Consider the following 14,837-nt stretch of genomic DNA (forward strand, 5'->3'; position numbering starts at 1 on the left):
CACGGTACTGCTGCCTTACCTAACCCACTGTTTGCGCAAGCGTCGCAGCCGAAAGGTACAAACCGCCACCAAACACGCCATGGGACACCAAGCTTCGCAGGCGATTTCTCCAAGGCGTGGCCGTGCGAGACGCCGCCACACCTGCGCCCATGGCCGGCTGCAGTACGAAGTAAGGAATCACCACCGTTACCGTGCCCACTATCAGCGCAGGCCATCCCGTAGGGACATGCAACCATTGCACGCCGTAGAGGCCCACCAGCAGCGCCGCAAAGGCGATGCCGACGGCATAGTGAATCACCCACCCCAAGGAGGCTTCCCCACGTACCGGCGTCGCCTTGCCGATACTGGCATGGGCGAACGTGCCACGACAAAGGTGGCCCGCCCATCGGCCCACCATGGCGTAGTCCAGCGTCGCAACCCCCAAGGTTTTCAGAAGCAGCGACCACACGTCCATCACGACGGTCGCACCCACTCCGACCAATACCAACCTGACGCCTTCTGCCATCGACAACATTGCCCGCCCTCTGATTGATGAGACTCTCGTTCACAGGCAGGATAGAAGTTGAAGTCAACTTCAAGTCAAGGGATGCATCATGGATATCTCAGAAGTGGCCCGACGTACCGGACTACCCTCTTCCACCGTGCGGTTCTATGAAAAGACCGGGTTGATCGCCGCGACCAGCGCGCCCGGCGAACGACGGCACTTCAAACCCGATGTGCTCGATCAGTTGGCGCTGATTGCCCTTGGGCAAGCTGGCGGCCTGTCCCTGGACGAGATCCGTAGCATGCTCCCCTTCGAGGGCCCATTGCAGGTGGACAGGCAGCTGTTGCTGGACAAGGCAGACAGCATAGACGCGACCATCAAGCGCCTGAAAGCGATGAGCCTCGGGTTGCGCCACGCTGCAGAGTGCCCCGCGACTGACCATGGCCAATGCCCGAACTTCCAGCGTCTACTCAAAGTCGCCGCAGGCAAACTGAAAAGGAGCAGGACGACGGGGGCCTCACAACCGAGCAGCCCACTCCAGCGCCCATAAAAAAGCCCCCGGTCTTTTCAGGCCGGGGGCTTCTTGTTCAAACCGACATCAGAACTTTTTGATGTCAGCCTTGGTTTCCAACTGCTTGCGGTACGCCGCGAAGTCCTGCTGACCGACACGGGAGGCGAGGAAGCGGCGGTATTGCGCCTTTTCTTCGTCCGTTGGGGCCGCGGCTTCGTTGACGCCGTTCAAGCGCACGATCACCAGGCTACCATCCGCCAGGCTCACAGTGGTGAAGGTCGGCTTGTCCTTGGCCGCAGGCTTGGGCATGCGGAACAGGGCTTGCAGCACGGCAGGGTCGATCGCTTCCTGGCTACGAGTAGCCGCTTCAGTGACCTTCCACGCCTGGCCGTCGACCGGCTGGTTCAGCGGGGTCTTGCCATCACGCAGGCTGGCGATCAGCTCGTCAGCATGAGCCTTGGCAGCCGCGCTGGCGCGCTCCTTGGCCATCTGCGTGCGAATCGCCGCATTGACGCTTTCCAGCGGCAATTGCGCAGGCTTCAGGTGCTCTTTGGCACGCAGCACGATGATGGTTTCCGGGTCCAGCTCGATGGCGGTGCTGTTGGCACCTTCATCCAACACCTCCGGGCTGAACGCAGCAGTGACCACGGCACGGTTGGCCGCAACACCTTCGCCACCGTCACGGCCAAACGGCGCGGAGGTGTGAACGGTCAGCTTCAGGTCGGACGCCGGCTGGGCCAGGTCGGAGGCTTCGAATGCTGCGTCTTCCAATTGCTTGGTCGCTTCAACAAAACGCTGCTCAACCTGTTGGGTCTTCAGCTCTTTGGTCAGCTTGTCTTTCAGGCTGGCAAACGTCGGCAGTTGCGGTGCCTCAACGCCCAACAGCTTGATCAGATGCCAACCGAAGGTGCTGCGCACCGGTGCCGAGACCTGGTCTTTGTTCAACGCGTACAAGGCGGTTTCGAAGTCCGGGTCGTAGACGCCTGGGCCGGCAAAGCCGAGGTCGCCGCCACTGTTGGCCGAACCCGGATCCTGGGAGAACTCCTTGGCCAGGGCTTCGAACTTCTCACCCTTGGCCAGGCGTGCCTGGATTTCCTCGATCTTGGCCTTGGCTTGCGCGTCGGTGACCTTGTCGTTGACTTCAATCAGGATATGCGCGGCACGACGCTGTTCAGCGAGGTTGGCGGTTTCTTTCTGATAGGCAGCCTGCAGCTCATCGTCCTTCACGGCAACCTGGTCGAAGAAGGAAGACTTCTTCAGTTCCAGATAGTCGATAACCACTTGGTCAGGGGTCATGAACTCTTTGGCGTGCTGGTCGTAGTAAGCCTTGACCTCATCGTCGGTGAGTTTCACCGCGGCAGGGTTGGCCTTGATGTTGACGGTGGCGAAGTCGCGGGTCTGTTTTTCCAGACGCGCAAATGCCAGCACTTCGGAATCGGTGACGAAACCGCTGCCGGCAATACCTGCGCGAACCTGGCCGATCAGCATTTCCTGGGTCAGCATCTGACGGAATTGCATACGGCTGTAGCCCAATTGACGGATTACCTGGTCAAAGCGTTCGGCGTTGAACTTGCCGTCTACCTGGAATTCCGGCGTCTGCAGGATCACCTGGTCCAATGCAGCTTCAGAGAAGCCAAACTTGGAGTCGGCCGCACCTTGCAGCAACAGCTTGCGATCGATCAGGCCCTTGAGGGCCGCTTCGCGCAATAGTTTTTCGTCCAGCAGGGAAGCATCGAAATCCTTGCCCAGCTGTTGCATCAGCTGGCGACGTTGCATGTCGACGGCCTGGCTCAGCTCGGTCTGGGTGATTTCTTCACCGTTGACCTTGGCCACGTCCTGCTTACTGTTACCCGAAGCCTGGAAAATGGCCTCGATACCGGTGAACGCCATCAATGCGACGATGATCCCGATAATGGTCTTGGCAATCCAGCCTTGTGAATTGTCCCTGATATTTTGCAGCATGCGTCCCCCAGAAACGGTTGAACTTCAGAAATTGGCAACCGTGGAGCGTGGGTAGAGTACGGATATAAGAAAGGCGCATCCAAGGATGCGCCTTCTCGCAACTGGCGGAGCGGACGAGGGCTTTGGTTCTCCCCCCGGCTTGGCGACCCGATGCATACACGGGTCTGCTGCCGCTCCGCTCCCAGGTTGAACCTGGGTTCGACCTGGGTAGGTAAAGGCTGGATCGAAGCTTAGTTAACGGCTTCTTTCAGGGCTTTACCGGCTTTGAAACCTGGTTTCTTGGCAGCAGCAATCTGCAGTGCTTTGCCAGTCTGTGGGTTACGGCCAGTGCGAGCTGGGCGGTCAGTCACAGAGAAAGTACCGAAGCCTACCAGTACCACGGAGTCGCCGGCCTTCAGAGCGCCAGTGACGGATTCGATTACTGCATCCAGCGCACGGCCAGCAGCAGCTTTCGGGATATCAGCGGATGCAGCGATAGCATCAATCAGTTCCGACTTGTTCACTCTAAGTCCCCTTATATATCTATTGAGTATGATTCTAAGTTTTTTGGTGAAAGCAAAAACCAGTGCTGAATGCCCTACAGACACTTAAGAGCCGCTTTATAACAAGGGCTCTAAAAAGCTGTCAAGGAAGCCCCCAGGCTTTAACACATTAATGCGTGCTAATTCTTTCCTTGGAATCAGACTCACGTTTTTCGTCCTTGGAAACTATCTCCGGAGCCACATCCGGCAAGGGCTCCGGCGCGTATTGCAGCGCAATTTGCAGGACCTCGTCAATCCATTTAACCGGTTTAATCTGCAGATCTTGCTTGATGTTGTCTGGAATTTCCTTCAAGTCGCGAACATTCTCTTCAGGAATGATCACCGTCTTGATACCACCCCGGTGTGCAGCAAGCAATTTCTCTTTCAGACCACCGATGGCCAATACCTGACCACGCAGGGTGATTTCCCCCGTCATGGCGACATCGGCGCGCACCGGAATGCCAGTCAATGCCGACACCAAGGCCGTGCACATACCTACGCCAGCGCTAGGGCCGTCTTTCGGGGTCGCCCCTTCCGGCATGTGGATATGGGTGTCGTGCTTCTCATGGAAGTCCAGGGGGATCCCCAGGCTCTTGGCGCGGCTGCGCACCACGGTCTGCGCGGCAGTGATGGATTCAACCATCACGTCACCCAGGGAACCAGTCTTGATCAGTTGGCCTTTGCCAGGGATCACCGCGGCTTCGATGGTCAGCAATTCGCCGCCCACCTGAGTCCACGCCAGGCCAGTCACCTGCCCTACCTGATCCTGCTGCTCGGCCAGGCCATAGCGGAATTTCTTCACGCCCAGGAAGTGCTCCAGGGAATCGGCCGTGACCTTCACCGAGAAGCGTTTTTCCAGTGCATGCTCTTTGACCGCCTTACGGCAGATCTTCGCGATCTGGCGCTCCAAGCCCCGCACACCGGCCTCGCGGGTGTAGTAGCGCACGATATCGCGGATCGTCTCGACCTCAAATTCGATCTCGCCCTTCTTCAGGCCGTTGGCCGAAATCTGCTTGGGCGCGAGGTATTTGACGGCGATGTTGATCTTCTCGTCTTCGGTGTAACCCGGCAGACGAATCACTTCCATCCGGTCCAGCAGCGCCGGCGGGATGTTCATGGAGTTGGAGGTGCACAGGAACATTACGTCGGACAGGTCGTAGTCGACTTCCAGGTAATGGTCGTTGAAATTGTGGTTCTGCTCGGGGTCGAGCACTTCGAGCAACGCCGACGCCGGATCGCCACGCATGTCGCTGCCCATTTTGTCGATTTCGTCGAGCAGGAACAGCGGGTTGCGCACGCCCACCTTTGTCATCTTTTGAATCAATCTTCCTGGCATCGAACCGATGTAAGTGCGGCGATGACCACGGATTTCCGCTTCATCACGCACACCACCGAGGGCCATGCGCACGAATTTACGGTTGGTGGCGTTGGCAATCGACTCAGCCAGCGAGGTTTTACCCACGCCAGGCGGACCCACCAGGCACAACACCGGACCCCGAATCTTCTTCACGCGCTTTTGCACGGCAAGGTATTCGAGGATGCGTTCTTTGACTTCTTCGAGGCCATAGTGGTCGGCGTCAAGGATGTCCTCAGCGCGCGCCAGGTCCAGGCGCACTTTGGTCTGGGCCTTCCACGGCACTTGCACCAGCCAGTCGATGTAGGAGCGCACCACGGTGGCTTCGGCCGACATCGGCGACATCTGCTTGAGCTTGTTCAACTCGGCAGTGGCTTTGGTCAAGGCGTCTTTCGGCAGACCGGCGGCGTCGATGCGCTTTTTCAGCTCTTCGATTTCGTTGTGGCCTTCCTCGCTGTCGCCGAGTTCTTTCTGAATGGCCTTCATCTGCTCATTCAGGTAGTACTCGCGCTGGCTGCGCTCCATTTGTTTCTTCACGCGACCACGGATGCGCTTCTCAACCTGCAACAGGTCGATTTCGGCATCCAGCAGCGCCAGCACGTGCTCGACACGCGCCGACAGGTCGATAATTTCGAGGATGTCTTGCTTCTGCTCGATCTTCAGCGCCATGTGCGCGGCCATGGTGTCGACCAGGCGGCTTGGCTCATCGATGCTGTTGAGGGAAGACAGGACTTCAGCCGGGACTTTCTTGCCCAACTGCACATACTGCTCGAATTGCGAGAGCAGGCTGCGTACAAACACTTCGGATTCGCGCTCAGGGGCCTCGACTTCGTCGATCAGCGCCACTTCGGCGCGCAGGTGGCCGTCCACCTCCATAAAGCGCTCGACCGCACCACGCTGCTCACCTTCCACTAGCACCTTGACGGTGCCATCAGGCAGCTTGAGCAGTTGCAGTACGGTAGCAATGGTGCCGACACGATACAGGGCGTCTTCGCCTGGATCATCGTCAGCAGGATTCTTCTGGGCCAACAGCAGGATTTGCTTGTCGCCCGTCATCGCGGCCTCGAGGGCTTCGATAGACTTCTCGCGCCCCACGAACAGCGGGATAACCATGTGCGGATAGACGACAACATCACGCAACGGCAGGAGAGGCAATTCGATGGTGGTCTTCATGATTTCGCCTCTATGACAGATGAAAAATAAGCTTGAAACCAAGATGGGGGCTGCATGCAAAAAAAACAAGCTTATTGCCAGCAGTTAAACGCAGTAAACGCTTTGGGGTAAAAAACGCCGTAAAAACAAAGGGGCCCCTGGAGGCCCCTTGTTTATACCGAAACTGCGAAACGCTTACGCGTCGGGCGCAGCCTTGGCAGCCGGCTCACTGTTTTCGTAGATATACAGTGGCTTGGACTTACCTTCTATGACGCTTTCGTCGATCACCACTTTACTCACCTCGGACTGCGAGGGGATTTCGTACATGGTGTCGAGCAGGACGCCTTCCAGAATCGAACGCAGGCCACGTGCACCGGTCTTGCGCTCCAGTGCCCGCTTGGCCACCGATTTGAGGGCGTCGGTGCGGAACTCGAGGTCTACACCTTCCATCTCGAACAGCTTGGCGTATTGCTTGGTCAGGGCGTTTTTCGGCTCGGTGAGGATCTGGATCAAAGCAGCCTCATCCAACTCGTCCAACGTGGCCAGAACCGGCAGACGGCCCACGAATTCCGGGATCAGACCGAACTTGACCAGATCGTCAGGCTCGACTTCACGCAGGGACTCTCCAACCTTCTTGCCTTCTTCCTTGCTGCGCACTTCGGCACTGAAGCCGATGCCGCCGCGGGTCGAACGCTGCTGGATGACTTTTTCCAGACCGGAGAACGCACCACCGCAGATGAACAGGATGTTACGCGTATCAACCTGAAGGAATTCCTGCTGCGGATGCTTGCGACCACCTTGTGGCGGTACGGAAGCGACCGTGCCTTCGATCAGTTTCAACAGGGCCTGCTGCACGCCTTCACCGGAAACGTCCCGGGTGATCGACGGGTTGTCCGACTTGCGTGAAATCTTGTCGATTTCGTCGATGTAGACAATACCCATCTGGGCTTTCTCTACGTCGTAGTCGCACTTCTGGAGCAGTTTCTGAATGATGTTCTCGACATCTTCACCCACGTAGCCAGCCTCGGTGAGGGTGGTAGCGTCGGCGATGGTGAACGGAACGTTCAGCAGGCGAGCGAGGGTTTCTGCAAGCAGGGTCTTACCCGAGCCTGTAGGACCGATCAGCAAGATGTTGCTCTTGCCGAGTTCAACTTCGTCGCCTTTCTTGTCACGCTGGTTCAAGCGCTTGTAGTGGTTGTATACCGCTACGGCTAGAACCTTCTTTGCACGCTCTTGACCAATCACGTACTGGTCAAGGATGCCGCTGATTTCTTTGGGCGAAGGCAATTTATGCGCGCTGCTTTCGGCCTGGGCTTCCTGCACCTCCTCACGGATGATGTCATTGCACAGGTCGACGCACTCGTCGCAGATAAAGACCGAGGGGCCGGCAATCAATTTGCGCACTTCATGCTGGCTTTTGCCACAGAAGGAGCAATAGAGCAGCTTGCCGTTGTCCTCGCCGTTGCGGGTGTCAGTCATTCGTTCGATCCAAATCCGATAGGCTTGCAACACAAGATGAAGGCTTATGCGGGCTTTTTCAAGCCCGCCAGTGGTCGGACATGCCGACCAGCCCTATTTTGAGCAGCTTATATTAAGCGGGGCGCTGGCTGATCACGTCGTCGATCAACCCGTATGCTTTCGCAGCTTCGGCACTCATGAAGTTGTCGCGGTTGGTATCGCGCTCGATTTCTTCCAAGGTGTGCCCGCTGTGCTTGGCCATCAACGTATTGAGGCGCTCACGAATAAACAGGATTTCCTTGGCGTGGATTTCGATGTCCGACGCCTGGCCCTGGAAACCGCCCAGTGGCTGGTGAATCATCACACGCGAGTTCGGCAGGCAGAAACGCTTGCCTTCGGCACCGGCGGTCAGCAGGAATGCGCCCATGCTGCAGGCTTGGCCAATGCAGGTGGTCGACACGTTCGGCTTGATGAACTGCATGGTGTCGTAGATCGACATGCCTGCAGTGACCGAGCCGCCTGGGGAGTTGATGTAGAGATGGATGTCCTTGTCCGGGTTTTCCGCTTCAAGGAACAGCAACTGCGCACAGATCAGGTTGGCCATGTAGTCCTCTACCGGGCCCACCAGAAAGATCACTCGCTCCTTGAGCAGGCGCGAGTAGATGTCGTAGGCGCGTTCGCCACGAGCGGACTGCTCGACAACCATCGGGACCAGGCCGCCAGCGGCCTGGATATCAGAGTTCTGCTGAATATAGGAATTACGGAACATGCTCTGCAGTTACTCCCAAATAGTCATGTCTTGAAAACGCATAAGCCAGCGCGAGGCTGGCTTATGGTTGTATTTCCAACGAGTTGGACAATCAGTCGGCTTGTGCTGCTTCCGCCGGTTTGACTGCTTCTTCGTAAGAGACCGCTTTATCGGTCACCTTAGCCTTCTGCAGAACAGTATCCACAACTTGTTCTTCCAGCACAACCGAACGCACTTCGTTCAGTTGCTGATCGTTCTTGTAGTACCAAGCCACGACCTGCTCAGGCTCCTGGTAGGCCGAAGCCATTTCCTGGATCATTTCGCGAACGCGATCTTCGTCAGGCTTGAGGTCGAACTGCTTGACCACTTCAGCCACGATCAGGCCCAGCACGACGCGGCGCTTGGCTTGTTCTTCGAACAGCTCGGCCGGCAGTTGGTCAGGCTTGATGTTGCCACCAAACTGCTGAACAGCTTGTACGCGCAGGCGATCCACTTCGTTGGACAGCAGGGCCTTGGGCACTTCGATCGGGTTGGCGGCCAGCAGACCGTCCATGACCTGGTTCTTGACCTTGGACTTGATGGCCTGACGCAGCTCGCGCTCCATGTTCTTGCGAACTTCGGTGCGGAAGCCTTCGATGCCGGTTTCCTTGATGCCGAATTGAGCGAAGAACTCTTCGTTCAGCTCTGGCAGCTTAGGCTCGGAAACGCTGTTGACGGTCACGGTGAACTCGGCGGCTTTGCCGGCCAGGTCCAGGTTCTGGTAGTCAGCAGGGAAAGTCAGGTTCAGAACGCGCTCTTCGCCGGCTTTGGCGCCAACCAGGCCGTCTTCGAAACCAGGGATCATGCGGTTGGAGCCCAGCACCAGCTGGGTACCCTTGGCGGAGCCGCCAGCGAAGACTTCGCCGTCAACCTTGCCAACGAAATCGATGTTCAGCTGGTCTTCGTTCTGGGCAGCACGGTCGGCCACTTCGAAACGGGTGTTCTGCTTGCGCAGGATTTCCAGCATGTTGTCCAGGTCCGAATCAGCCACTTCGGCGCTCAGACGCTCGATGGCAATACCGTCGAAACCGGCCACTTCAAATTCAGGGAACACTTCGAATACGGCGACGTATTCCAGGTCCTTGCCAGCTTCCAGGGACTTAGGCTCGATCGACGGCGAACCTGCTGGGTTCAGCTTGTGCTCAACGACCGCTTCGTAGAAGGAAGCCTGGATCACGTCACCAACAGCTTCCTGGCGCGCATCGGCACCAAAACGGCGCTTGATTTCGCTCATTGGCACTTTGCCTGGACGGAAACCAGCGATCTTGGCCTTTTGGGCAGTCTGCTGCAGACGCTTGTTGACCGCAGTCTCGACGCGCTCAGCCGGCACGGAGATGCTCAGGCGACGCTCGATAGCAGTAGTATTTTCAACAGAAACTTGCATGGATATTCCTCGTTGCACAGACGTTAGCCGGCCATTTCCGACCCCAATCAAGGGCATGCATTCTAGTGGGTCAAACTCAAGAAGTCACCCTACTGCAAATACGCCCGAAAACAGCCGGCAATTTATCGGTACGAAGGCACGGATGCACTTCGCCCCGGTGACAAATACAACCCATCACGCCAGGGCTCTGCGCCGCCCCTTCTATATATAGAAGAAGTCGCCATCCATCGCCCTGACGGCCAACCCCGCAAACAGGGCTGGCTGGCAGCGCAGCATCATCGAGATACACAAATACGATGAAACGCCCCGCCGTCGCACCCCATTACCTGCAGGCGCTGGATATTTCGAACCGCTGAAACCAAAAAAGGCGCCAGACTGTTAAATCTGGCGCCTTTCGAATATGGGGTGGACGAAGGGGATCGAACCCTCGACAACGGGAGTCACAATCCCGTGCTCTACCAACTGAGCTACGCCCACCATATTGCGTTAACAAAGAAACCAAACCACTTCTTTGTTGAGCTCTGCCCTGCCTTTCGACGGGACCAAGCTTTATTTGGTGCGGATGAAGAGACTCGAACTCTTACGCCTCGCGGCGCTGGAACCTAAATCCAGTGTGTCTACCAATTCCACCACATCCGCGCTTGAAGCTCTTAAAGCAAAGGCGCCAGACGATTAATCTGGCGCCTTTTAAAATATGGGGTGGACGAAGGGGATCGAACCCTCGACAACGGGAGTCACAATCCCGTGCTCTACCAACTGAGCTACGCCCACCATATAGCGCTACTTGTGCCAAAGCTGCCTAATGGCGCACCCGGCAGGACTCGAACCTGCGACCATCCGCTTAGAAGGCGGATGCTCTATCCAGCTGAGCTACGGGCGCCTGATTAATCTGTACTCTTGGAGGATTACAAACTAAGTGCTTCCAGCCTTGCAGAACAACACGCTATTCTGCTCGACCTTCTTAACCAGTGCTAGGCTGTGCCCGACAAGTGCGACGAATAGTATAGACGCCCTCGAAACCCGTCAAATCCTTTTTGAAAAAAATTCATTTTATTTAAGGGGTTAGGGCAATTTGCAGACCAAGCGCCTTTGCCCTCACGTCTTGGCATGCGAGAATGCGCGCACTTTTCTTCCCCCTCTCGATGGTTAATCACGCGTAATGACTGCACAACTTATCGACGGCAAATCAATCGCCGCCAGCCTGCGCCAGCAGATCGCCAAACGAGTCACCGAGCGTAGCCAGCAGGGCCTGCGCACGCCTGGCCTCGCGGTGATCCTGGTCGGCAGCGATCCTGCCTCTCAGGTTTATGTCTCGCACAAGCGTAAAGACTGTGAAGAGGTCGGCTTTATTTCCAAGGCCTACGACTTGCCTTCCGAGACCACCCAGCAGGCCCTTACCGACCTGATCGACAGCCTCAACGACGACCCGAAGATCGATGGCATCCTGCTGCAACTGCCATTGCCCGAGCATCTGGACGCCTCGAAACTACTGGAGCGTATTCGCCCCGACAAAGACGTCGACGGTTTCCACCCTTATAACGTCGGCCGCCTGGCCCAGCGTATCCCGCTGCTGCGTCCGTGCACGCCCAAAGGCATCATGACCCTGCTGGAAAGCACCGGTGTCGACCTGTACGGCCTCGACGCCGTGGTCGTCGGCGCCTCCAACATCGTTGGTCGACCGATGGCCATGGAACTGCTGTTGGCCGGCTGCACCGTGACCGTCACCCACCGCTTCACCAAAGACCTCGCCGGCCACGTCGGCCGCGCCGACCTGGTCGTGGTCGCTGCCGGCAAGCCGGGGCTGGTAAAAGGCGAATGGATCAAGGAAGGCGCCATCGTCATCGACGTGGGCATCAACCGTCAGGACGACGGCAAGCTGGTGGGCGATGTGGTGTACGAAACCGCCCTGCCCCGCGCCGGCTGGATCACACCAGTGCCAGGCGGCGTCGGCCCGATGACGCGTGCTTGCCTGTTGGAAAACACGTTATACGCTGCAGAAACCCTGCACAGCTGACAAGCGCTCCAACAAAGAGCCCTGCCATCGGCAGGGCTTTTTATTGGCCAGTTGCCTTCCCCTCCCGATTCGCTTGACCCCGGCGCGTTGATAATGACCAAGAACAGCGTTACGCAGGCAACGCACGATGCTATCCCCGGCCAAGGGCTTGCCCTGATTATTTTCGCCGCATTCGTCACGCTTGCTGCCGTTGGGCTGAGTCTGCTGGCAATCTACTTCCAAATAGGAAGCAATGTTCAGGTACCGGTTTTTGCAGCCGAGCGCATAACAACCCCCTCTCAGTTGAATCCCGAGCCAGTTGAGCGCGCGGTTTTCATAGTTCTCGCCGCACTGGCTCCAATTGGCCTGGTTGCCGCGCTCAGGTTCCTGCGAGGCTTCAACCCACCACCCTGGCTCGCGGGCCTGACGCTAGCCCTGCTATCCCTCGCATTGGCAGGCCCATTCATCGCCTCGGACTTCACCAGCGTGATGTTCTTCCCCAAGAGCGTGTCGGGTACCAGCCGGACGATCATGCTGGTGCTGTCCGTAATCCTCTCGATAGCCGTGCTGGTACAGAATTGGACCGGGGGCAAGCCAAGCCGCTCGTCGATGGCGCTTACCATTGCGCTGGCTTGTATAGCGACCTTCATCTTCCAGATAGCCCCTTACAGGTTGGCTTCCATTGACACGGTCACCCTCGCAAGCCAATGGTCTGTCAGCTATGACGCCGCCACCTATGCGCTGACCCAAGTCGTCGCAGGCAAAACGTTACTCAGCGAACTACCTTCGCAATATGGTTTATTCCCGGAACTGATCGCCCCATTTTTCAAACTTGCCGGAGTCAGTGTCTTCTCCGTCAGCACTTTTTTTGCAGTGCTCCAGCTCGTCGGCCTTGTCTGCCTCGCCGTGATCTTGCACCTTCACGTACGCAACCACGGCCTGAGGATATTGACGTTCCTGTGCCTGCTGATACCTACAAGCCTGTTTCTGTACCTGAACGGATTCGCGCAGGAAATCTATCTGCAGTACTACCCTATTCGCTTTATTTGCCCTGCCGTGTCGCTGCTCCTGTTCGCACACTACTGCTCCCGCCCTTCACGCATGCGCCTTGGCGCGCTGGGAATAGCCTCAGGTATCGCGGTTTTCTGGAACATAGATTCCGGAATTCCAGTGCTGATTTCCATAGGTGCAACGCTTTTGGTGAAACCTCTTTTTAGTCAGCGCCCGAAATGGAAAAGTCTGCTGTCCGCGCTCGGCTTTTCACTTTTTGCAGTGCTGAGCCTGTGTATCCTGATGATTACCCTGCGAATCAAGGCTGGCGCCCCACTCGGCATTCAGGAAGCCCTTGCGTCCCAGAAACTGTTCTACGGAGCGGGTTTCATGATGCTGCCAATGCCCCTCACCTTCCATCCCTGGCAAGTCATTCTGCTTGTTTATGCCGCGGCGGCCGTCACAGCGCTTTCGGCATGGCGGCGACATAGCGACAAGCCGGTGTATGACTTGCTCTTCTGCGCCTCGCTGATGGGACTTGGACTGTTCACCTACTACCAGGGGCGTTCACACATTTTCTGCCTGATGATGGTGCTATGGCCCGCACTGGTAACAGGTGCGGTGCTGACAGACTTGATCCTGCGATCAATCCGCAAACGCTCTACATCTGCCCTATCCAACGTGCTGGCTGTCCCGTTTCTTGTCTTCGTGAGCCTCGGCACGGTGACCCTGGCCTTTTCAAGTCGCAACCTTGTAACAACTGGCATCAACACGCTCTCCGACTTTCACACGCCCAGGGACTCTGTGGTAGCGAACGAACTGGCGTTTCTACGCGCAACCTACAAGGGGCGTAACTGCTTGATCCTGGCACAACGACAGGCTATCTATCATGCGCAACTGCAAACCTCCTCGCCTTTGCCTGGGCCCGGCATGATCGAAACCTTGCTGCAGAGCGACCTCGACGCGCTCATGGCTGGGGCACTCGCGACCCCTCTACCGTGCATTTACCTAGGCATAGGCCCCTCTTCGCAAACCCTAGCGAAGATCGATGACGCGGCGCTCATCTCGCACTATCCGGTCAATGCAAAAAATGACCTTGGAACGCTTCTGTTACTTGAGCCCCCCAAGGTGGGTTCAAAATCGGTACAACCCTAACCAATCATCGGCTTACGGCCTTTATTTAAAGGCCTCTATCGCTTTCTGATCCATACTCCTAAAATGTAACGGCATTTGTCATACAACCCGTTCCAGAACGGTATTTCCTTACTTTTAGCGAGTTCATCCGCGTGAAAATTCGTCTTTCTATTGTCAGCCTATTTTTTGCTTTCACAGGCACCTTCGCGCACGCAGCCGAAACCACCCAGGCCCCGCGTGATACGTCCAAGCTGCAAATCGCTTCTGGCAGCGCCATGTTGGTCGACCTGCAGACCAACAAGGTCATTTATTCCAGCAACCCGGACGTGGTGGTGCCCATCGCTTCGGTGAGCAAATTAATGACTGGCCTGATCGTGCTCGAAGCCAAGCAGAACATGGATGAGTACATCGATATCAACATCACCGACACGCCGGAAATGAAAGGCGTGTTCTCGCGCGTGAAGATCGGCAGCCAGATGCCGCGCAAGGAAATGCTGCTGATCGCTCTGATGTCCTCGGAAAACCGCGCCGCCGCGAGCCTGGCCCACCACTACCCGGGTGGCTATGCAGCCTTCATCGCCGCGATGAACGCCAAGGCCAAGGCGTTGGGCATGACCAGCACTCATTATGTAGAACCCACTGGCCTTTCGATCCACAACGTGTCCACTGCCCGCGACCTGAGCAAACTGCTGGCCGCCGCGCGTCACTACCCGCTGCTGAGCCAATTGAGCACCACCAAGGAAAAGACCGTGTCGTTCCGCAAGCCCAACTACACCCTGGGCTTCTCCAACACTGACCACCTGATCAACCGCGCCAATTGGGACATCAAGCTGACCAAGACCGGTTTCACCAACCAGGCCGGCCACTGCCTGGTGCTGGTGACCAGCATGGGCAACCGCCCGGTATCGTTGGTGATCCTGGATGCCTTCGGCAAATTCACCCACTTTGCCGATGCCAGCCGTATCCGCAATTGGGTCGAGACCGGCAAGAGCGGTTCGGTGCCGGATGTGGCGTTGCGCTACAAGGCCGACAAGAACCTGAAGAATCGTCCTAACGCTGCGGAAGCCCGTCGCTAAACGATATAAAAAACGGCGCTTCGATAGCGCC

Annotated in this window: 11 protein-coding genes and 4 tRNA genes; 4 read left to right on the plus strand and 11 right to left on the minus strand. The window is 57.1% G+C overall.

Annotated features, from left to right (window positions below; translation table 11 throughout):
- Positions 1–19 precede the first annotated feature (19 nt).
- A complete protein-coding gene (locus U367_RS0110715; protein ID WP_028616931.1) occupies positions 20–514 on the minus strand; it encodes a DUF2938 domain-containing protein in 495 nt (164 codons plus the stop codon).
- Between the two features lie 79 nt (positions 515–593).
- Here U367_RS0110715 and U367_RS0110720 point away from each other — a divergent pair, with 79 nt between their 5' ends.
- Positions 594–1,034 (plus strand): helix-turn-helix domain-containing protein, encoded by a 441-nt coding sequence (locus U367_RS0110720; protein WP_032864190.1) that lies wholly within the window; start codon positions 594–596, stop codon positions 1,032–1,034.
- Between the two features lie 48 nt (positions 1,035–1,082).
- Here the strand turns inward: U367_RS0110720 and U367_RS0110725 are convergent, their stop codons facing one another.
- The 10 genes from U367_RS0110725 to U367_RS0110770 all read right to left on the minus strand — a co-directional run bounded on the left by U367_RS0110725 (position 1,083) and on the right by U367_RS0110770 (position 10,493).
- A complete protein-coding gene (locus tag U367_RS0110725) occupies positions 1,083–2,957 on the minus strand; it encodes a SurA N-terminal domain-containing protein (protein ID WP_028616933.1) in 1,875 nt (624 codons plus the stop codon).
- A 230-nt stretch (positions 2,958–3,187) separates the two neighbouring features.
- Positions 3,188–3,460 carry an HU family DNA-binding protein gene (locus tag U367_RS0110730; RefSeq protein WP_003174819.1) on the minus strand — a complete coding sequence of 91 codons (273 nt, stop codon included), beginning with the start codon at positions 3,458–3,460 and terminating at the stop codon, positions 3,188–3,190.
- A gap of 148 nt (positions 3,461–3,608) precedes the next feature.
- On the minus strand, positions 3,609–6,005 hold the full coding sequence (lon, locus tag U367_RS0110735) for an endopeptidase La (RefSeq protein WP_028616934.1): 2,397 nt from the start codon (positions 6,003–6,005) through the stop codon (positions 3,609–3,611).
- 174 nt (positions 6,006–6,179) lie between these two features.
- Positions 6,180–7,463 carry an ATP-dependent Clp protease ATP-binding subunit ClpX gene (gene clpX, locus U367_RS0110740; protein ID WP_010209414.1) on the minus strand — a complete coding sequence of 428 codons (1,284 nt, stop codon included), beginning with the start codon at positions 7,461–7,463 and terminating at the stop codon, positions 6,180–6,182.
- 112 nt (positions 7,464–7,575) lie between these two features.
- Positions 7,576–8,211 (minus strand): ATP-dependent Clp endopeptidase proteolytic subunit ClpP, encoded by a 636-nt coding sequence (gene clpP / locus U367_RS0110745; RefSeq protein ID WP_028616935.1) that lies wholly within the window; start codon positions 8,209–8,211, stop codon positions 7,576–7,578.
- A 91-nt stretch (positions 8,212–8,302) separates the two neighbouring features.
- Positions 8,303–9,613 carry a trigger factor gene (gene tig / locus U367_RS0110750; RefSeq protein WP_028616936.1) on the minus strand — a complete coding sequence of 437 codons (1,311 nt, stop codon included), beginning with the start codon at positions 9,611–9,613 and terminating at the stop codon, positions 8,303–8,305.
- A gap of 401 nt (positions 9,614–10,014) precedes the next feature.
- Positions 10,015–10,090, minus strand: a tRNA-His gene (locus tag U367_RS0110755).
- A gap of 77 nt (positions 10,091–10,167) precedes the next feature.
- Positions 10,168–10,252: transfer RNA gene (locus tag U367_RS0110760), tRNA-Leu, on the minus strand.
- Between the two features lie 56 nt (positions 10,253–10,308).
- Positions 10,309–10,384: transfer RNA gene (locus U367_RS0110765), tRNA-His, on the minus strand.
- Positions 10,385–10,416: 32 nt separating this feature from the next.
- Positions 10,417–10,493 (minus strand) — tRNA-Arg (locus U367_RS0110770).
- Between the two features lie 279 nt (positions 10,494–10,772).
- Here U367_RS0110770 and folD point away from each other — a divergent pair.
- From folD to pbpG, 3 genes are all read left to right on the plus strand, one after another.
- A complete protein-coding gene (gene folD, locus U367_RS0110775; protein WP_028616937.1) occupies positions 10,773–11,627 on the plus strand; it encodes a bifunctional methylenetetrahydrofolate dehydrogenase/methenyltetrahydrofolate cyclohydrolase FolD in 855 nt (284 codons plus the stop codon).
- Between the two features lie 93 nt (positions 11,628–11,720).
- Positions 11,721–13,751, plus strand: a complete 2,031-nt coding sequence (locus U367_RS0110780; protein ID WP_028616938.1) for a hypothetical protein — start codon at positions 11,721–11,723, stop codon at positions 13,749–13,751.
- Between the two features lie 131 nt (positions 13,752–13,882).
- Positions 13,883–14,806, plus strand: coding sequence for a D-alanyl-D-alanine endopeptidase (gene pbpG / locus U367_RS0110785; protein WP_028616939.1), 924 nt, complete (start codon positions 13,883–13,885; stop codon positions 14,804–14,806).
- The last annotated feature ends 31 nt before the right edge of the window (positions 14,807–14,837 follow it).

Source organism: Pseudomonas canadensis (genome assembly GCF_000503215.1).
Lineage (GTDB): Bacteria > Pseudomonadota > Gammaproteobacteria > Pseudomonadales > Pseudomonadaceae > Aquipseudomonas > Aquipseudomonas canadensis.

Excerpts from the sequence above, each read along its gene's own strand:
- clpX (WP_010209414.1), bottom strand. The coding sequence starts at position 7,463 with ATGACTGACACCCGCAACGGCGAGGACAACGGCAAGCTGCTCTATTGC.
- U367_RS0110725 (WP_028616933.1), bottom strand. The coding sequence starts at position 2,957 with ATGCTGCAAAATATCAGGGACAATTCACAAGGCTGGATTGCCAAGACC.
- folD (WP_028616937.1), top strand. The coding sequence starts at position 10,773 with ATGACTGCACAACTTATCGACGGCAAATCAATCGCCGCCAGCCTGCGC.
- clpP (WP_028616935.1), bottom strand. The coding sequence starts at position 8,211 with ATGTTCCGTAATTCCTATATTCAGCAGAACTCTGATATCCAGGCCGCT.
- tig (WP_028616936.1), bottom strand. The coding sequence starts at position 9,613 with ATGCAAGTTTCTGTTGAAAATACTACTGCTATCGAGCGTCGCCTGAGC.
- U367_RS0110715 (WP_028616931.1), bottom strand. The coding sequence starts at position 514 with ATGTTGTCGATGGCAGAAGGCGTCAGGTTGGTATTGGTCGGAGTGGGT.
- lon (WP_028616934.1), bottom strand. The coding sequence starts at position 6,005 with ATGAAGACCACCATCGAATTGCCTCTCCTGCCGTTGCGTGATGTTGTC.
- U367_RS0110720 (WP_032864190.1), top strand. The coding sequence starts at position 594 with ATGGATATCTCAGAAGTGGCCCGACGTACCGGACTACCCTCTTCCACC.
- U367_RS0110780 (WP_028616938.1), top strand. The coding sequence starts at position 11,721 with ATGACCAAGAACAGCGTTACGCAGGCAACGCACGATGCTATCCCCGGC.